Source organism: Blastococcus colisei, assembly GCF_006717095.1.
GTDB lineage: Bacteria > Actinomycetota > Actinomycetes > Mycobacteriales > Geodermatophilaceae > Blastococcus_B > Blastococcus_B colisei.
Map to the genome: position 1 here is coordinate 2,308,571 of NZ_VFQE01000001.1, position 17,789 is coordinate 2,326,359.

Here is a 17,789-nt window from a genome sequence, read left to right on the forward strand (position 1 = left end):
CGGGCTACTTCAGGAGGAAGCCCGCATCGACGGGGATCGCCGCGCCGGTGAGCCACCGCGCCCGGTCCGACACCAGCCAGCTGACCACCTCCGCGACATCGGCCGGTTCGATCGCCCCGACCGGCAGCACGTTCTCGGTCATGAACCGACCCAGCTGCTCGCGCGTGGACAACCAGTCGCCGAAGAACTGGTTGAAAGCCATGGGAGTGGCCACCCCGGTCGGATGGATGGTGTTGACCCTGATGTTGTGCCGGCCCAGCTCGTGGGCGAGGTTGCGCATCAGTCCGACCACCCCGTGCTTGGCCGCCGTGTAATCGGTGAGTGCCGGGTAGGACCGCAGGCCGGCGACCGACGACGTGATGACGATCGAGCCACCGCGGCCGCCCTCGATCATGTGCGGGATTACCGCCCGGCAGGCCTTGAAGACCCCGGTGAGGTTGACCCCGACCGTCTCGTCCCACTGCTGGTCGGAGATCTCCCAGACGTTCTCCGTCACCGTCATGATGCCGGCGTTGGCCAGCAGGACGTCGATCCTGCCGAACTCGGCCATGGCGCGGTCGGTGAGGTTCTGCATTGCCGCGGTATCACGCACGTCGGCGATCACGCCGATGCACCGCCGGCCGGTCCTCTCGACCAGCTGAATCGTCTCCTCGAGGTCGGCAGGTTCCGCCATGGGGTACGGCACGGACCCGAGCTGGGCGGCGAGGTCGCACAGCACGATGTCGGCGCCATCCCGGGCCAGCCGAAGGGCGTGGGCCCGTCCTTGCCCACGGGCGCCGCCGGTGATGACCGCGACCTTGCCTTCCAACTCCACTCGTGACTCCCGTCAGCTAGGCATCCGTAGCAGGATCGTAGGGGCGCAAGGTCAGAAGCGCCGTGGGCAGTCCTGGCGGCGGTCCGGCACGGCTGCCCTCGCCGAGCGCTTCGCCGACGTGGAACAGCGGTCGGCTTCACTCAGCGCCCCCCGGCCCGGGTGGTGGAGAACGGAGGAGGAACGCGCCCTCTTCGCCATGCAGGACGCCCCGATGGACACCGGGCCCGTCCCGGGCCGACCGGTAGCTGGTCGTCGGGGCCATCAGCACGGTCAACGAGTATCCGTACTGCGCGACCCGGCTGGCCGCCGAGCCGACGGCCCCTCACGCAGGCCGATGTCGAGTCGCTCACCGTTCACGGTCTGACCCAGGATGACGTGGGGGACGTCGGGATGGTCACGTCGTCCTTCCCGCTGTCAGACCGGCTCGCGCTCTTCGCAGCGATCATGCCCAACCTCGAGTTCCTCCTCATGGGCCGCATCGCCGAGCGGGGACATTCCTCCGGCTGGGCATCTCTCGGGACCACGCGGTGCGGATGCTGATCCGTCGCGGTTGGCCACCGCCGTCGCGATCGGCCGTCACCTGCACATCGCCGGAGCCACGGTCCACAAGCACCTGGAGCACATCTACGGCAAGCTCGGCGTGGGGGACCGCCTTACCGCCGTCCTCGCGGCGCAGCGGGCCGGGATCCTGCCGGCCGCCGGAGCGCGGGCGCGCAACGGTGGGCCGATGCCACGACACGCGGGCCCGGCGACGCCGCCCGGTCCGGGTCAGCCGCCGTAGGGCCGGGTGACCAGCTCGAGGACGTGCCCGTCCGGGTCGTGCCAGTACACGCCGCGCCCGCCGTCGCCGGTGTTGATCCGGCCGGGCTGCCGCTGGAAGGGATCGGCCCAGAAGTCGAGTCCCCGGGCCCGGATACGCCCGAAGATCTCGTCGAACTCCTGCTCGGTCACCAGAAACGCGTAGTGCCGTGGATGCACCTCCTCGTGGTCCATGAAATCCAGCGACACCCCGTTGGCCAGCTTCACCACCGCGAACGGCCCGAACGTGGTGGGCGGGCCCAGGCCGAGCACCTCGGCGAGGAACGTCGCGGACGTCCGCTTGTCGCTGGCGCCGACGATGGTGTGGTCGAGCTGGACGGGCATCACCACCTCCGGCGTCGTCCTGAGGTCGATCGACTGCGGACCGACCCAAGCACGTCGAGGGCCGGAGAGGGGCCCCTGGCGTCGCGGGTGGGGGGAGTCAGGCCCGATCGGTGACGACGCGGTCGCGCCCCGCGCGCTTGGCCAGGTACAGGTGCGCGTCGGCGCGGCCGAGCACCTCCGGCGGCGAGGTGTCGGTGCGGCCGGCGGTGCCGGCGGCGCCGATGCTGGCCGTCACCGGCAGGTGGCCGGTGAGCTCCGCCCAGGGGTGCGTCCGGATGCTCCGCCGGACCTCCTCCAGCCGCTGGGCCGCCTCGTCGTCGTCGCCGCCGACCAGGACGAGGAGGAACTCCTCGCCGCCCATCCGCGCGACGAACGACGCGGTGCCGGCAGCTGAGCAGGCCTCCTGGAGCAGCTCGGCGACGGTGCGGAGCACCCGGTCTCCGACCTCGTGGGACCAGGTGTCGTTGATGCTCTTGAAGTGGTCCAGGTCGAGCAGGGCGACGGTGACGGTCGTCGTCCCCGCGGTGGCCTGGTCGAGCAGCCCCGGCAGGTGGTCGTCGACGTACCGGCGGTTGTAGAGGCCCGTGAGCGGGTCACGCAGGGAGAGCTCGCGGTAGCGGCGGGTCTGCCGCCGGGCTTCCGTGGTCTCGTACATCGCCTGGAGCGCGCGGGCCCGGGCGTCCCGCTCTGCCGACTGCAGGTCCATGAGCTCGTCGGAGTAGAGCTTGTGCTCCTCGTAGGCCGCCCGGAAGTCGCCGTATGCGGCGTGCAGCTCCGCCTGCTCCCGCCGGGCACGCACGCGGATCGAGGTCAGCCCGTGCTCCTCGCACCGGCGCACGCAGTCGTCGAGCGTCGTCCGGGCCTCGTCGAGGTGGCCGCGACGGCGCCGGACCTCGGCCACGGTCAGCAGGAAGTCCGCACCGGCGTCCCCGTCGCGCGAGGCGTCGAGGGCCTCCGGGCACAACCCGGGCAGCATCGCGGTCTCGGCGTCCTCGAGGCGGCCCAGCTCCATCAGTGCCCGGCCCACGGTGTCCAGCTGGCCGACGCGCAGGGGCACGTCGTGCCGGGCGGCCAGGTGCTGGAGCTTGGTGCTCCAGACCAGCGCCTCCTCGAAGGCGCCGGCGACGGTCTCGCAGTACGCCCGGTTGTTGAGCGCGAGCAGCTGGCGGCCGATGTCGCCGAGCTCCTCGGCGAGCTGCAGGACGTCGTCGTAGCGCTCCCGCGCCGCGACGTCGCCGCTGAGGCCGAGGCAGTCGGCGAGCCGCGCCAGATGGTCGATCCGCACCTCGCGCCCGGCGTCCTCGGCCAGCAGTTCCACGGCGCGGACGGCGTGCTCGAGGGCCAGCGAGAGGTCTCCCAGCTCCTGGAAGGCGGCGGTGAGCACGAAGTGGCTGCGGGCCTGGAGGTGCCGCGAGTCGTGCTCCGTGGCCCAGCGCTGGATCTCCTGCACCCGCCGTCCGGCCTCCGCCACGTTGCCGCGCCGTCGGAGCAGGTCGGCCTGGACGAGGCGGGCGCGCAAGGCCAGGTCGGTGCGGCCGAGGTGCTCGGCGGTGGCGGCAGCCAGCTCCGCCCGCTCGGCGATGTCGTCGCGGTCGAATCGCGAGAGGTTCTCCAACTCGCCGATCGACGCCGCCAGCTCGCGGGCGCGTACGCCGGCGAGCGGCGAGGACGCAGCGGGACTGCGCTCCTCGCTCGCCGCGTCGTGGACGTCCGCGGTGCTGGTCACAGCACTCCATCGGCCGCCCGTCCCCGCACCTTGAGCGCCTGCCCGACGTGATCTACCCCGCACGGGTGCGCCCGGCCAGGTGCGGCCTGCTTGACTGGCGGCCATGCACCTCGGCGTCGACAGCTTCGTCTCGGCGGTGACCGATCCCGCCACGGGGCACGTCGTCGGACCCGAGGAGCGGATGCAGCACCTGCTGGAGGAGATCGAGCTCGCCGACCGCGTCGGGCTCTACTCGTTCGGCATCGGCGAGCACCACCGCAGCGAGTACTACGACTCCGCCCCGCCGGTGATCCTGGCGGCCGCGGCGGCACGGACGTCCCGCATCCGGCTGGGCAGCGCGGTCGCCGTGCTGAGTGCGGCCGACCCGGTCCGCGTCTTCCAGCAGTTCGCCACCCTCGATCTGATCTCCAAGGGCCGGATCGACCTGGTGGTCGGGCGCGGATCGTTCACCGAGGCGTTCCCGCTGTTCGGCCTGAGCCTGGCCGACTACGACTCGCTGTTCACCGAGAAGCTCGACCTGCTGCTGCGCATCCGGGAGTTCGAGCACGTCACCTGGTCCGGCCGGCACCGTCCCGCCCTCACCGGGCAGGGCGTCTACCCGCGACCGCTGCAGGACCCGCTGCCGATCTGGGTGGGTGTCGGAGGCACCCCCGAGTCCTTCGTCCGGGCCGGCCTGCTCGGGCTGCCGCTCATGGTGGCGATCATCGGCGGGGAGCCCCGGCAGTTCGCGCCGCTCATCGACCTCTACCGCCGGGCCGGTGCGCAGGCGGGTCACGCTCCCGAACAGCTGCAGGTGGGGCTGCACGTGTTCGGCTTCGTCGCCGAGAGCACCCGGGCCGCGGCCGACACCATCTACCCCGGCTGGCACGAGATGTTCGAGAAGGTCTCCCGCGAGCGGGGTTTCGCGCCGCCCACCCGGCGGCAGTTCGACGCGACCAGCGGGCCGGACGGCGCCTTCTTCATGGGCGACCCGGAGACCGTGGCCACCAAGCTCGCGCGGGTGGACGAGCAGCTGGGCGGGGTGGATCGCATCTCGCTGCAGATGACCAACCCACGCCTGGCCCACGCCGACCTGCTGCGCGGCATCGAGCTGCTGGGCACCGAGGTCGCGCCCCGGGTCGCCGGGATCTGATCCCTGACCGCTGGAGTTCGGTTCAGCCGCCGGCGAGCAGGGCGCGGACCGCGTCGAGGGTGTTCGCCTCGGCGGGGGACTTGTCCGGGCGGTAGCGCAGCACGCGGGCGAAGCGCAGGGCGACCCCGCCGGGATACCGGGTGCTGCGCTGCGCCCCGTCGAGGGCGATCTCGACGACCAGTTCCGGCCGGAGCACCAGCCCCCACTCGGGTCGTTCCCGCGCCAGCTCGGGGAAGGTGCGGGTCTGCCAGTCGAGCAGCTCGTCGGTCATCCCCTTGAAGGTCTTGCCCACCATCACCGGCTCGCCGCCGTCGGGGTCGCGGGCGCCGAGGTGGATGTTCGACAGCTTCCCGGTGCGGCGGCCGTACCCCCATTCCGCACCGATGACGACGAGGTCGAGGGTGTGCACCGGCTTGACCTTCTGCCAGGCCTTGCCGCGTCGTCCGGCGGCGTAGGCGGCGTCCAGCGCCTTGACCACGACCCCCTCGTGGCCGGCGGTGAGCGCGTCGTCGAGCACCTCGGCCGCCTGCTCCGGGCGGGGGGAGCGGACGCCGGGCATCCGCAGGGCGGCGTGCTCGTCGGCGGCCAGCAGCTCGGCCAGGGCGTCCAGCCGGACGTTCAGCGGCTCGTCGAGGAGGTCGCGGCCGTCTACGTGGAGCAGGTCGAAGAAGAACGGGCTGAGCAGCACGCCCTCCTCGACCATCTCCCCGCCCACCCCACTGCCGAAGCGGCTCATCGTGTCCTGGAAGGCACGCGGCCGGCCGTCGTCGTCGAGGGCCAGGGTCTCGCCGTCCAGGACGGCGGTGGAGCAGGGGAGCGCCCGCACCCGGTCGACGAGCTCCGGGACGCCGTCGGTCACCTCCCGCAGCGTTCGTGTCCACACCCGCACCTCGTCGCCGTCCCGGTGCACCTGGATGCGGGCGCCGTCCAGCTTGAACTCCACCGTCACGTCGTTGCCCAGATCGGCGAGCGCGGCGTCCAGCGAGGAACCCGGGCTGGCCAGCATGGGCCGGACGGGGCGACCGACCTGGAGGCGTACAGCGTCCAGCGCCTCGACACCGCCGGCGAGCGCGGCGGCCGCCGTCTCGGGCAACCTGCCGGAGAGCATGAACGCCCGGCGGACGCTCGTGGCCGGGACGTCGGCCGCCGCCGCGACGGCGTCCAGCACGACGCCCTCCAGCGCCCCTTGGCGTAGCTCGCCGGCGAGCAGCCGAACGAGGAACTGCCGTTCGTCGGCGGTGGCGGCCGACAACAGGGCCGTGAGGACGGCGTCGCGCCGGGCGGCGGAGCCCGCGCCGGAGGTCGCCGCGAGGTCCGCGAGGCCCTGGTCGACGGCGGCGACCGTCAGCGACGACGTCGAGGCAGGCGCCCCGCCCGTCCGCGACAGCGTGCGCCAGCCGACGCCCAGCCGCCCCTGCCGGATCTCGCCCGACAGCCAGGCGGTCACCGGCTCGACCTCGCCCCGGCCGGCCTGGCGCAACACCTCCGCGATCGTCCCGGCCTTCGCGGTGCGCGACCGCGTGGCCGCGACGGCCGCGGAGGCGGCGACGACGTCGGCGAACAGCACCGCGCCATCCTGGCAGGCCGCAGGAACTCCCCCGGTGGGCCGGCGCCGCGGCGGATCGTGGTGGTGCCGCGGGGCCGGGCCGGACCGAGGATGACGGGATGAGCGTGGATTCCGGCCTCGAACCGGACATGGTGCCGACCCTCGACGAGTTCCTGCTGGCCCGCATCGCCGAGGACAAGCGGATCGCCGTCGACGCCGCGACGGCCGCCGGCCGGGAATCGTGGCAGGCCGGCGACGTCGCGGTGCCGTCGCCGGCATCCCTGCACCGAACGGAGCACGTCGCACGGCACGACCCGGCGCGCGTCCTGGTCGAGTGCGCCGCGAAGCGGCGGCTGGTCCTCGCCTGCCGGGACGCGGGGTTCGACCGGAGCTTCCTCGGCGCACGGCCACCCGGGCTGGCCGACTTCCCGCTCCCACCCCGCGACCAGCACCAGCTCGCCGCTCTCACCCTCGGTCTGTTGGCCCTGCCCTACGCCGCCCACCACGACTACCGGCCGGAGTGGCGGCCCTGACGGCCGGCAGGCGGGCACGGTCGGGGCCGCCGGGCGTCCTCCGGCGGTGGCACGCAGGATGTCGGCATGGCTGAGAGCGCACGCGACCACGACCTCGTCGTCTTCGGGGCCACCGGCTTCGTGGGACGGCTGCTCGCCGCCTACCTCGCCGAGCACACCCCGCCGGGAGTCCGCGTCGGACTTGCCGGGCGGTCCCGGACCCGGCTCCTGGAGGTCCGCGCGGCCCTCCCACCGGCCGCCCGCGAGTGGCCGGTCCTCGAGGCCGACGCCGGGGACCCGGCGTCGCTGACCGCGCTGGCCGAGAGCACGCGGGTGCTGGTGACCACGGTCGGCCCGTACGCGCGGTACGGCATGCCCGTGGTCGAGGCCTGCGCCGCCGCCGGCACGCACTACGCCGATCTGACCGGCGAGCTGCTGTTCGTCCGCGAGGCCATGAGCCGGTCCGACGCCGTCGCACGGGAGACCGGCGCCCGGATCGTGCACGCCTGCGGGTACGACTCGATCCCCTCGGACCTCAGCACCTTCCTGCTCGCCGAGCGGGCCCGCGCCGACGGGGCGGACGGCCTGCGCGACGTCCGTCTGGTCGCCACCCTCCGCGGCGGTCTCAGCGGCGGCACGATCGACTCCATGCGCGCCCAGGTGGAGGCGCTCCAGGGGGACCCGTCGCTGCGTCGCGTGGCCGGTGACCCGTTCGCGCTCAGCCCCGACCGGGCGGCGGAGCCGGACACACCGCAGCCGCGGGATGCCGGCCTGCCCGTCCGGATGCCGGACGGACGGTGGACCGCGGCGTTCGTGATGGCACCGTTCAACACGCGCATCGTGCGGCGCAGCAACGCGCTGCAGGGCTGGGCGTACGGGCGGGGGCTCAGTTACGGCGAGGTCATGGGCGTCGGCCGCGGTCCGCTGGGCGCCGTGACGGCGGCCGGGGTCAGCGCCGGCCTGGTGGGCGCCGTGTCCGCCCTGAGCTTCGGACCGACCCGCGCGGTGCTGGACCGGGTGCTCCCGGCGCCGGGCAGCGGCCCGAGCGAGGCCGTCCGCCGCAACGGCTGGTTCCGCATGACCGTCGACGCGGAGACCGAGTCCGGCCGCCGGTACCGGGCGATTGCCGCGGGCAAGGGCGACCCCGGGTACAGGGCGACCGCCGTGATGCTGGGCGAGAGCGCGCTGGCGCTGACCCTGGACGCTGACCGGCTGCCCGACCGCGCCGGCTCGCTCACCCCGGCGACGGCGCTGGGCGACGTCCTCGTCGAGCGCCTGCGGGCTGCCGGGCACACCTACGAGGCGACCGGGGTCTGAGCGCCAAGTGTGACGACCCGTAACCCCCACCGGCGTCCCGCGTTGTCCTACCGAGTTCCCCCCTCGGATGGAGCAACCCGTGCAGCGCATCGCCGCCTGTGTCCTCGCCGCCCTCGCTCTCGTGCTGCTCGGCGCTCCGTCGACCGCCGGGGCACACGGCCCCCTCCGGTACGTGGCGCTGGGTGACTCCTACAGCGCGGCCTCCGGCGTCCTGCCGCCGGACCTTGCGGCCCCGCCGCAGTGCCTGCGCTCGACCAGCAACTACCCGCACGTGATCGCCGCCGCGACCGGCGCCCAGCTCATCGACGTGACCTGCGGCGGGGCCGACACCGGCGACTACGTCGCCGAGCAGCATCCGGGCGTCGCGCCGCAGCTCGACGCGCTCTCGCGCGACACCCAGCTGGTCACCATGACGATCGGCGGCAACGACAGCGGCGTGTTCATCAACTCGATCGTCCAGTGCGGGGCCGCCGGCCTGTCGACCCTCGGCACGGGCAGCCCGTGCAAGGACCGGTACGGCTCGTCCTTCGAGGACACCATCCGGAACACGACCTACCCGGCGCTGGTGAGCACCCTGCGGGCCGTCCGAGAGGAGGCGCCACGGGCGGAGGTCGCCATCCTCGGCTACCCGTGGATCATGCCGAGGAGCGGTGGCTGCTTCGACCGCATGCCGGTGGCCGAGGGCGACGTGCCGTACCTGCGCAGTTTGCAGGCCACCCTCAACGACGCCGTCCGGCGAGCCGCCGCCAGAACCGGGGTGACCTACGTAGACATGGACCGGGTCTCGGAGGGGCACGACGCCTGCCAGCCGATCGGCGTCCGCTGGATCGAGCCGGTGCTGCAGGGCACGAACGCCGTGGTCGTCCACCCGAACGCCCAGGGAGAGCGGGAGATGGCGGCGCAGGCGATGAAGGTCCTGCGCCTGCGCTGAGGCCCGTTCGACCACGCGGGCCGACCGACAGCTCCGCGGGAGGTCGCGCACCGACGATCGGCTCGCCGACCTGGTGGTCGACCGGTGGTCAGCGCCCGGCGGCTTCCTGTCCCGTTCGAATCGCCAGCCCGAGCGCGCGTTCGAGGACGCGGAACCGGTAGGCGGCGCTCAGGACGGTCAACCAGAGGACGAGCGCCGGCAGCACGGTGAAGAAGACCGGGTCGGCGGCGCCCGTGAGGCCGAAGTAATCGCTGACGGCCGGGATGAACAAGCCGCCGGTGAACACCGCGACGAGCACGACGACGAGCACCGCGGGCCGCCGGTCGCCGTCCGGCCGCGTCCAGGACGCGAACAACCGGTTCGGTGGCTTGAGGAAGAGGATGAGCAGGAAGGCGGCGAAGGAGACGAAGGTGGACAACGCCGTCTGGGCCCCGATGGTGGCCGCCGCCTCGGTGAAGCCGACGTCGTCGGAGGAGAGGCCGGTGTAGCGCTCGAACGCGGTGAGCACCTCCTCGGGAGTGCCGGAACGGCTCAGCCCTTCGAAGAGGAACGTGTAGTGGTAGGCGTACAGCGCCACGCCGCCGGCGGCCGTGATCACCGCCGCCGGGACCACGAATCGGCCCAGGTTCGGGAGCAGGTGCGGGTCCGGTGGGGTCGGGCGCGCCCACGCGGTCAGGAACAGCGTGGGCACTCCGACGGTGAGCAGGGTCAGGCCGACGTTCGCGGGTGAGTACGGGAAGCCCAGCCCCAGCATGGTGACGGCCAGGATGACGAGGGCCTGGGTGCCGACGCGGGCCAGGAAGACCTGCATCGACGTGCCGATGCCGTTGATGATCCGCCGGCCCTCGTGCTGGGCGGGGCGCAGCGCTCCGAGCGAGTCGTCGGTCAGCACGATGTCGGCGACGTCCCGGGCGACGGCACTGCCGCTCTTCATCGCCACGCCGACGTGCGCCCGCTTGAGGGCGCGGGCATCGTTGACGCCGTCCCCGATCATCGCGACGTAGCGGCCCTGCCGTCGCAGCGACTCGACGAGCCGCTCCTTCTGCTCCGGGGCGATGCGGCCGAAGACCGTCGTGCGCCCGACGACCCGGTCGAGCTCGGGGTCGGACAGGCCGTCGAGGTCCCGACCGGCCACCGGGAGCCCGGCGTCGAGGCCGGCCTGCCGGGCGAGGGCGGCGACCGTGCGTGGGTCGTCGCCGGACACGACCTTCAGATCGATGCCGTCCCGCGCGAACCCGGCGATGGTCTCGGGCACGTCGGGGCGCAGCTCGTCGGCGAGGGAGACGACGGCGACCGGCTCGAGGGCGGGCAGGTGCGGTCGTCCGGCGGTGTCCCGGAGCGGCGTGTCGGCGCCGGCCCGAGCGACGACGAGGACCCGCAGGCCCTGCGCGGTCAGGTCGCCCACGGTGTCGGTGAGCGCCGGACCGGAGAGGTGGGGGGCCAGGCGGTCGGGCGCCCCCAGGACGTAGAGGCCGTCGTCCGTGCGCAGCGCGCTCCAGCGCAGGGTCGACGAGAAGGGGATCTCGTCGCGGACGGGCCACACGTCACCAGGCAGCGCGGTGGCCAGTGCCGTGGTGGTCAGGTTCGGTGCCGCCGTGCTCCGGGCCATCGAGCCGACCAGTCGCCCGACCGCCTCGGACCCCATCGTCCCGACCGGCTGCACCTCCGCGAGGCCGAGCCGGCCGGTCGTGAGCGTGCCGGTCTTGTCGGTGCACACCACGTCGACGTTGCTGACCGATTCCACGGCGTTCACCTGCTGCACCAGCGCGCCGCGGCCGCTGCTCTTGGCGGCGCCCACGGTGTAGGCGACGGCCACGAGGAAGAACAGGCCGTAGGGCACCAACCCCGAGAGCACGGCGGTGGTCTGCACGACCCGGACCAGGGTGAACCCCTCGAGCGCCGCCTGGAACAGGATCGTCACGCTCATCAGCGCGACGAGCAGCATCACCAGGCGCACGACGAACTCGATCCGGTTCTGCAGGGGCGTCCGGTCGGTGGTGGTCTGCCGCGCGTCGGCGGTCAGCCGGCTGGCGTAGCTGGAGGCGCCGACCTCGCGTGCCAACTGGTGCCCCTCGCCGCCGACGCAGAAGCTGCCCGACAGGAGATCGTCGCCGGGCAGCTTCCGCAGTGGCTCGGACTCGCCGGTGAGCAGGGACTCGTCGACGTCGACCCGGCCGCCGTCGAGCACCGGCCCGTCGACGACGAGCTGGTCACCGGGTCGCACGTGGACGACGTCGCCGCGGACGATCTCCTCCGGAACCACCTCGACGTCCCGGCCGTCGCGCACGACGGTGACCCGGCTGCGGTCGAGCAGCTGCAGCCGGTCGAGCTTGCGCTTGGCCCGGATCTCCTGCACGGCGCCGATCGCCGCGTTGACCAGGCCCAGCCCGACGCTGGTGAAGGCGTCGCTGTAGCGGCCCAGGGCGAGCAGCGCGGCGCCGATGACGAACAGGATGAGGTTGAAGAAGGAGAAGACGTTCGTGCGGAGGATCCGGGTGTAGCTCCGGGACGACGCGCTGACGGCGACGTTCCCCTCACCGCGCCGGTGCCGGACCTCCGCCTCCCGCTGGGTCAGCCCGGCCGCCACCTCGCTGCCGAGCGAGGCACCCGACTCCTCCACGTCCATCCGGCCCGCCCTCCGTCAACCGGCCCGACCGGGACCGTGCGCCCTTCGGAGTCTGCCGGGCCGGGAGGGGCCATGCCCGCCCATGGGCGGTTCTCACAGCAGGCGCACAGCCCGCGCTGGGGGCGGTCGGTCCGCCGGCGGTCAGCGCCCGACCGGACCCGACATCCCCGTGAGCAACCGCTCCACCTGGGGTGAGCGGTGGACGCGCACCGGCCGACCTGCCCGCCCGGCCGCCTCGAGATGGTCCAGGACGAGGTCGAACGCAGCCGGCGAGAAGCGGGTCACCGACCCGGCGTCGATGCCGTCGATCCGCGCCGGCTCCCAGCCGTACCGCCTGCGGAAGGTGTCGACGGCGGCGCCGTCCACCTCCCCGGCCAGCACGAGCAGACGCCCGCCGGCGGTGTTGAGCAGCCGGACGATGCCGCGGGGTGCGGGACGCGGGGAAATCGGCGACGTCACCGCTCCAGTGTGCCGCCGCGGCCGCCCGCCGGGCGGCACAACTGTGCTGTCGGGCCCGTGGGCGAGACTGCACCCGTGAACCGCCTGGTCCTCGTGCGCCGCGGCGAGGGCGGGATCGATGCGCTCGAGTCCGCCGAGGACGGGACGGTGGTGCAGACCACCCGGCTGCCCGCGGCCGGTCTCCCGGGATTCGTCCGCGCGCAGGGACGCCGGCCGGTGCGCTGGGTCTGGGACGACACCACGCGGTGGTATCCGCAGTTGCTGGACGCCGGTGTCCGGGTGGAGCGCTGCTGGGACCTGCGGCTCGCCCACGCCGTCCTCCGGCGGTCGCCGTTCGTCGACCAGGCCGTGCTCGTCGGAAGCGACACCCCGGGATGGGACGGGCTCCAGCCGGTGACCGTGGCCGACCCTGCGCTCTTCCCGCTCGAGGACCCGGCCGACCGGCTCGACCCGGTGGCCGAGCACGCGCGCCAGCAGGCGGCCGTGGCGGCGTCGGCGGAGCGGGGGCGCCTCGGTCTGCTGCTCGCCGCCGAGGCCTCCGGTGCGCTGGTGGCCGCCGAGATGACGCACGCCGGGCTGCCCTGGCGGGCGGACGTGCACGGCCGACTGCTGACCGGTCTGCTCGGCCCCCGCCCGGCATCCGGCCAGCGGCCGGCGGTCCTCGAGCGGCTCCTGACGGAGATCCGCGCCGCCTTCGCGGCCCCGGCTCTGAACCCGGACTCGCCCGGCGACCTCCTGCGCGGACTCCAGGCTGCGGGACTGCCGGTGAGCGACACCCGTTCGTGGACGCTGCAGGAGCTGGAGCATCCAGGCATCCCGCCGCTGCTGGAGTACAAGAGGCTGTCGCGGCTGCACCAGGCCAACGGCTGGAACTGGCTGGACACGTGGGTCCGCGACGGCCGGTTCCGGTCCTACTTCCTCCCCGGAGGGGTCGTGACGGGCCGCTGGGCCTCCAACGGCGGGGGAGCGCTCTCGGTCCCGACCCAGATCCGGCCCGCGGCGATCGCCGACGAGGGCTGGCGGTTGGTCGTCGCCGACGTCGCGCAGCTGGAGCCACGGGTCCTCGCCGGCATGAGCCGGGACGACGCCATGGCGGAGGCGGCGCGGTCGCGGGACCTGTACCAGGGGATGGTGGCCGGCGGCGCCGTGGCGACGAGGGCCGAGGCGAAGGTCGGCATGCTCGGGGCGATGTACGGCGGCACCCGGGGTGAGAGCGGCCGCATGATGCCCCGGCTGACCCGCCGGTACCCCCGGGCGATCGGACTGGTCGAGGAGGCGGCGCGGGCAGGGGAGCGCGGCGAGGTGGTGCACACCCTCCTCGGCCGGGGCTCCCCGTCGCCGGGCGGAGGCAGCGGGGACCCCGACGGGCTGGGGGAGCCGGGGGAGCAGGCGGGATCGCCCGGGGACCGGGACCGACGGCGTCGCGCCTGGGGGCGGTTCACCCGCAACTTCGTGGTGCAGGGCACCGGCGCGGAGTGGGCGCTGTGCTGGCTGGCCGACCTGCGCAACCGGCTGTGGCGGCTGGGCGGCACGGGCAGGCTGGAGCAGCGACCGCACCTGGTGTTCTTCCTGCACGACGAGGTGGTCGTGCACACGCCCGAGCAGCTCGCCGACGAGGTGGTGGAGGAGGTCCGCCGGGCGGCGGCCGAGGCCGGGCGGCTGCTGTTCGGCTCGTTCCCGATCGACTTCCCGCTCGACGTCGCCGTCGTCCGGTCCTGGGCCGACGCGGACTGAGCCCTACGGTCCACCGCGAGGGAGGACCGGCACCGATGCGTCCCCGACGGGAGGAAGCGCATCGCCGACAAGTTCGGCGCCGTCGGCACGTCCCCCCGCCCGCGCACCCCGACGGTGCCCGGCGACGACGAGACCGCGCTCCTCCCGGTGCCCGTCTCCTCGCCGGTCCGTCGCCTGCTGCCGAGCCTAGGTGCCGCAGAAGGTCCGGTAGACGCCGAAGTCCTGCGGAGCCGGTGCCGCGTATCGCTCGAGGCCGGGTCGCTCGTCGTACGGGGCGCTCACCGCGTCGAGCAGCCGGCCGAGCGGATCGAGGTCGCCGCCGGTGGCGGCGTCGAGCGACTCCTCGACGAGGTGGTTGCGCGGGATGTAGACGGGATTGACCCGGTCCATGGATCCGGCGTCCGGCGCCAGGGCACGCCACCGGTCCAGCCAGCCGTCGAAGGCGGCGAGGTCGAGAACGAGGTTGCGCGCCGGCTCGAGGTCCCCTCGCGCGGCCCGGCCCAGGGCGCGGAAGAACGACGTGTGGTCGACGTGGCCCTGCTGGAGGTGGGCGAGCAGCTCGTCGACCAGCGGCCCGGCGACGTCGTCGTCCAGACCCTCGGGCAGGCCGAGCTTCGCCCGCATCCCGGACGACCAGGCGGCGTCGTACGCCGGGCCGAACGTCTTCAGCGACTCCACGGCGCGGGCGACCGCCTGCTCCGGATCGTCGGAGATCAGGGGGAGCAGCGTCTCGGCGAAACGCGCCAGGTTCCACTCGGCGGCCAGGGGCTGGTTGCGGTAGCGGTAGCGCCCGCCCTCGTCGATCGAGCTGTAGACCGCGTCGGCGTCGTAGGCGTCCAGGAACGCGCACGGCCCGTAGTCGATGGTCTCGCCGGAGATCGTCATGTTGTCGGTGTTCATGACGCCGTGGACGAAGCCCACCAGCATCCATCGGGCGACCAGCGACGCCTGGGCGGCGGCGACCGCCTCGAACAGAGCGAGGTAGGGCTGCTCCGCGTCCGCGGCTCCACCGTCGCCCGACCCGCCCCAGTGCCGGGCGATCGCGTGGTCGGCGAGGCGGCGCAGGAGGTCGACGTCGCCGGTCGCGCGGGCGTACTGGAAGCTCCCGACGCGGAGGTGGCTGCTCGCGACCCGGGCGAGGACGGCGCCCGGCAGCACGGTCTCCCGGCGCACGGGACGACCGGTCGCCACCACGGCCAGGGCTCGCGTCGTCGGGATGCCCAGGGCGTGCATCGCCTCGCTGATCACGTACTCGCGCAGCATCGGGCCGACGGCCGCCAGCCCGTCGCCACCGCGGGCGAACGGGGTGCGCCCGGAGCCCTTGAGGTGCAGATCGCGGACGCCCCGGTCGACGGTCAGCTCGCCGAGGAGGAGGGCCCGCCCGTCGCCGAGCCGGGGGGAGTACCCCCCGAACTGGTGCCCGGCGTAGGCCTGCGCCACAGGGGTCGCGCCGTCGGGGACGAGGTTCCCCACCAGCAGTCGCACGCCGTCGGGCCCCCGCAGCCAGGCGGGGTCCAGGCCGAGCCCGGCGGCCAGGTGCTCGTTGAGCACGAGCAGCCGCGGGTCGGGCGCCGGCTCGGCCTGCCAGGCCAGCGCCAGTTCCGGCAGCTCACGGGCGAAGCGGTCGTCCAGGGCGACGGGGAACGGCGGTGCGATGCTCACCCCGTCCAGGGTACGAGCGGCAGCGGGATCCCCGCGGGGAGCTGAGGGCCGTATTCCGGCGGCGTCCCCGGCCCTCCTGCCTGCGAGATCCCGGCTCCGGTGCGGGGTCCGCGTGGATCGAGGTCCCGGTGGACGGCATCTGGGCGTTCGTGGCGATGAGCGTCCTGCTGTCCGTCTCGCCGGGGCCGGATGACGTGCTGGTCCTGCGCAACACCCTCCGCGGTGGCGCGCGCCTGGGTCTGGCGACCGTGGCCGGGGTCGCGGTGGGCACGCTCGCCTGGGGCCTGGCCGCGGCGGTCGGCCTCGCCGCGGTGGTCGTGCGGTCGCCCACCGCGTACGACGTGCTGAGTCTGGCCGGGGCGGGGTACCTGGTCCTCCTGGGTGTCGTGCCCCTGGTCGCCGAGCTGCGCGGACGGTCGGGTCCGGGGGTCGGCGTCGTTCCGCCGCGGAGCAGGCGGGGAGGAGCCGGACGCGCCTTCTCAGCGGGGTTGGCGAGCGACCTGCTCAGCCCGAAGATCGGGCTGTTCTATCTCGCCGTCGTCCCGCAGTTCGTGCCCGACGGAGCCCCGGCCCTGCAGTACTCGTTGCTGTTGTGCGCCGTCGACGTGGGCGTCGCGGCGATCTGGCTCGCCGGCCTCGCCTGGCTCGCGCATGCCGCCGTTCCCTGGCTGCTCCGACCGGAGGTCGTCCGATGGACGCAGCGGACCTTCGGCGCGTCGCTCATCGGGCTCGGCGTGTCCTCAGCCGTCGGGCTCTGACCGACGCCCGCACGGACCACGGGGACTCCGCCCCCGGCCGGTCAGCCCATGCCCTCCATGCCCTCCATGGCCTCCGCGCGGAACTGGGCGAGGAACTGGTCGCGGGTGATGCCCCGCCGCTCGGCCTCCCGCTCGCAGAGCATCGCGATCACCAGCGAGGACTGGCGGACGACGTCGGCGCGCGTGTCCTCGTCCAGGGCGGCCAGCACCTTCGTCCAGGCCGTCCAGTCGCCGTTCCCCGCGGCCTCGGCCATCTCGAGCACGAGCCCGAACCGACGCAACGACTCCAGGTTGGCCATCAGGCACCTCTCCGATCGTGGTCGCCCGCTGTGGCCACCGGACCCCGACGGTATCCGCGCCGCCGGGCCGGGTCAGAGTTCGGACCGGAGCAGCGCGGCCGCCTCGGCCAGCGCCCGCATCTTGCCCGCCGCCGACGCCCGGGGGAGGTACTTCAGCCCGCAGTCGCTGGAGAGCACGAGGCGGTCGACGTCGACGTGGTCGAGGGCCCGCCGCACCCGGTCGGCGACCGTCTCCGGCGTCTCGACGTCCGGCGTGGACAGGTCCAGGACGCCGAGCGCGATCCCCTTGCCGCGCAGCGGCCGCAGGGTCGCGGGGTCCAGGTGCGACTGCGCCGTCTCCACCGAGACCGCGTCGGCCGGGGTGTCGGCCAGCTCGGGCAGGAACGAGTAGCCCTCCGGGCGGTCGGCGACCATGGCCGCGTAGCCGAAGCAGAGGTGCACGTGCACCGGACCGGCCGCGCCGGTGAGCGCCCGGCTCACCGCCTCCGCGCCGTACTTCCGGGCCACCTCCGGGCGGGCCTGCAGCCACGGCTCGTCGATCTGGACGATGTCGGCACCCGCCGCGAACAGGTCGGCGATCTCCTCGCGGACGACGTCGGCGTAGGCCATGGCCAGGCCGCGGTCGTCGGCGTAGTGGTCGTTCTGCGCCTGCTGCGCCATGGTGAACGGCCCGGGCACGGTGATCTTGACGGCGCGGTCGGTGTGCGCCCGCAGGAAACGGACGTCGTCGGTCTGCACGGGAGCCGGCCGCCGGATCTCGCCGGTCACCCGGGGCACCGGGATGTCGATCCCCGAGCGGTTGCGCACCGTTCCCGGACGGTCGAGGTCGAGGCCGTCGAGGGCGGTGGCGAAGTGGTTGGAGTAGGACTCCCGGCGGATCTCGCCGTCGGTGACGACGTCGAGGCCGGCCTCCTCCTGGCTGCGGAGCGCGACCAGGGTGGCGTCGTCCTGGGCCTCCCGCAGCAACGGCGCCGGGACGCGCCACAGCTCCTGCGCGCGGACCCGCGGCGGGAACTGGTGTCCGAGCCTGTCGCGGTCGATGAGCCAGTCGGGCTGGGGGAGGCTGCCGACGATCATCGTGGGCAGCGGTGGCAGCGACGTCTTCATCGGCCGGGTCATGCCCGGAACGT

Annotated in this window: 16 protein-coding genes; 7 read left to right on the top strand and 9 right to left on the bottom strand. The window is 73.9% G+C overall.

Annotated features, from left to right (window positions below; translation table 11 throughout):
- Positions 1-4 precede the first annotated feature (4 nt).
- Complete coding sequence (locus FHU33_RS11020; RefSeq protein WP_142025405.1) at positions 5-814, bottom strand: mycofactocin-coupled SDR family oxidoreductase; 810 nt, start codon at positions 812-814, stop codon at positions 5-7.
- Between the two features lie 550 nt (positions 815-1,364).
- Between FHU33_RS11020 and FHU33_RS11025 the strand changes: the two genes are divergently transcribed.
- Positions 1,365-1,595 (top strand): LuxR C-terminal-related transcriptional regulator, encoded by a 231-nt coding sequence (locus FHU33_RS11025; protein WP_142025406.1) that lies wholly within the window; start codon positions 1,365-1,367, stop codon positions 1,593-1,595.
- On the opposite strand, the gene FHU33_RS11030 is transcribed toward FHU33_RS11025, so the two are convergent.
- Entirely contained in the window at positions 1,583-1,957 is a 375-nt protein-coding gene (locus tag FHU33_RS11030; protein WP_142025407.1) for a VOC family protein, read from the bottom strand. The genes FHU33_RS11025 and FHU33_RS11030 overlap by 13 nt on opposite strands.
- 97 nt (positions 1,958-2,054) lie before the next feature.
- The gene (locus tag FHU33_RS11035; protein ID WP_246063505.1) at positions 2,055-3,683 is read right to left on the bottom strand and encodes a GGDEF domain-containing protein; all 1,629 of its coding nucleotides are present in this window, start codon (positions 3,681-3,683) and stop codon (positions 2,055-2,057) included.
- 103 nt (positions 3,684-3,786) lie between these two features.
- Between FHU33_RS11035 and FHU33_RS11040 the strand changes: the two genes are divergently transcribed.
- A complete protein-coding gene (locus FHU33_RS11040) occupies positions 3,787-4,815 on the top strand; it encodes an LLM class flavin-dependent oxidoreductase (RefSeq protein ID WP_142025409.1) in 1,029 nt (342 codons plus the stop codon).
- A gap of 22 nt (positions 4,816-4,837) precedes the next feature.
- Here the strand turns inward: FHU33_RS11040 and FHU33_RS11045 are convergent, their stop codons facing one another.
- Positions 4,838-6,382 (bottom strand): ATP-dependent DNA ligase, encoded by a 1,545-nt coding sequence (locus tag FHU33_RS11045; RefSeq protein WP_142025410.1) that lies wholly within the window; start codon positions 6,380-6,382, stop codon positions 4,838-4,840.
- Positions 6,383-6,480: 98 nt separating this feature from the next.
- Between FHU33_RS11045 and FHU33_RS11050 the strand changes: the two genes are divergently transcribed.
- The 3 genes from FHU33_RS11050 to FHU33_RS11060 all read left to right on the top strand — a co-directional run bounded on the left by FHU33_RS11050 (position 6,481) and on the right by FHU33_RS11060 (position 9,121).
- Complete coding sequence (locus tag FHU33_RS11050; protein ID WP_142025411.1) at positions 6,481-6,894, top strand: DUF6221 family protein; 414 nt, start codon at positions 6,481-6,483, stop codon at positions 6,892-6,894.
- 66 nt (positions 6,895-6,960) lie between these two features.
- Positions 6,961-8,190: a saccharopine dehydrogenase family protein gene (locus FHU33_RS11055; RefSeq protein WP_142025412.1), complete on the top strand. Its 1,230-nt coding sequence runs from the start codon at positions 6,961-6,963 to the stop codon at positions 8,188-8,190.
- Positions 8,191-8,269: 79 nt separating this feature from the next.
- Positions 8,270-9,121, top strand: coding sequence for an SGNH/GDSL hydrolase family protein (locus tag FHU33_RS11060; RefSeq protein ID WP_211355074.1), 852 nt, complete (start codon positions 8,270-8,272; stop codon positions 9,119-9,121).
- Positions 9,122-9,209: 88 nt separating this feature from the next.
- Here the strand turns inward: FHU33_RS11060 and FHU33_RS11065 are convergent, their stop codons facing one another.
- Positions 9,210-11,747, bottom strand: a complete 2,538-nt coding sequence (locus tag FHU33_RS11065) for an HAD-IC family P-type ATPase (protein ID WP_142025414.1) — start codon at positions 11,745-11,747, stop codon at positions 9,210-9,212.
- A 141-nt stretch (positions 11,748-11,888) separates the two neighbouring features.
- On the bottom strand, positions 11,889-12,206 hold the full coding sequence (locus tag FHU33_RS11070; protein ID WP_142025415.1) for a hypothetical protein: 318 nt from the start codon (positions 12,204-12,206) through the stop codon (positions 11,889-11,891).
- A gap of 75 nt (positions 12,207-12,281) precedes the next feature.
- Here FHU33_RS11070 and FHU33_RS11075 point away from each other — a divergent pair, with 75 nt between their 5' ends.
- Positions 12,282-13,940, top strand: coding sequence for a bifunctional 3'-5' exonuclease/DNA polymerase (locus FHU33_RS11075; protein ID WP_142025416.1), 1,659 nt, complete (start codon positions 12,282-12,284; stop codon positions 13,938-13,940).
- Positions 13,941-14,126: 186 nt separating this feature from the next.
- On the opposite strand, the gene FHU33_RS11080 is transcribed toward FHU33_RS11075, so the two are convergent.
- Positions 14,127-15,602, bottom strand: a complete 1,476-nt coding sequence (locus tag FHU33_RS11080) for a protein adenylyltransferase SelO (RefSeq protein ID WP_142025417.1) — start codon at positions 15,600-15,602, stop codon at positions 14,127-14,129.
- A 128-nt stretch (positions 15,603-15,730) separates the two neighbouring features.
- Between FHU33_RS11080 and FHU33_RS11085 the strand changes: the two genes are divergently transcribed.
- Positions 15,731-16,360, top strand: coding sequence for a LysE family translocator (locus FHU33_RS11085; protein WP_211355075.1), 630 nt, complete (start codon positions 15,731-15,733; stop codon positions 16,358-16,360).
- Positions 16,361-16,401: 41 nt separating this feature from the next.
- Here the strand turns inward: FHU33_RS11085 and FHU33_RS11090 are convergent, their stop codons facing one another.
- Both FHU33_RS11090 and FHU33_RS11095 read right to left on the bottom strand, forming a co-directional pair.
- Positions 16,402-16,659: a hypothetical protein gene (locus FHU33_RS11090; RefSeq protein ID WP_142025418.1), complete on the bottom strand. Its 258-nt coding sequence runs from the start codon at positions 16,657-16,659 to the stop codon at positions 16,402-16,404.
- Positions 16,660-16,731: 72 nt separating this feature from the next.
- The gene (locus FHU33_RS11095) at positions 16,732-17,778 is read right to left on the bottom strand and encodes a uroporphyrinogen decarboxylase family protein (protein ID WP_246063507.1); all 1,047 of its coding nucleotides are present in this window, start codon (positions 17,776-17,778) and stop codon (positions 16,732-16,734) included.
- Between the last annotated feature and the right edge of the window lie 11 nt (positions 17,779-17,789).

What these genes read in the sequence shown, in the direction of transcription:
- FHU33_RS11030 (WP_142025407.1), bottom strand. Translation starts at nt 1,957, where the DNA reads ATGCCCGTCCAGCTCGACCACACCATCGTCGGCGCCAGCGACAAGCGG.
- FHU33_RS11040 (WP_142025409.1), top strand. Translation starts at nt 3,787, where the DNA reads ATGCACCTCGGCGTCGACAGCTTCGTCTCGGCGGTGACCGATCCCGCC.
- FHU33_RS11050 (WP_142025411.1), top strand. Translation starts at nt 6,481, where the DNA reads ATGAGCGTGGATTCCGGCCTCGAACCGGACATGGTGCCGACCCTCGAC.
- FHU33_RS11055 (WP_142025412.1), top strand. Translation starts at nt 6,961, where the DNA reads ATGGCTGAGAGCGCACGCGACCACGACCTCGTCGTCTTCGGGGCCACC.
- FHU33_RS11065 (WP_142025414.1), bottom strand. Translation starts at nt 11,747, where the DNA reads ATGGACGTGGAGGAGTCGGGTGCCTCGCTCGGCAGCGAGGTGGCGGCC.
- FHU33_RS11090 (WP_142025418.1), bottom strand. Translation starts at nt 16,659, where the DNA reads ATGGCCAACCTGGAGTCGTTGCGTCGGTTCGGGCTCGTGCTCGAGATG.
- FHU33_RS11095 (WP_246063507.1), bottom strand. Translation starts at nt 17,778, where the DNA reads ATGACCCGGCCGATGAAGACGTCGCTGCCACCGCTGCCCACGATGATC.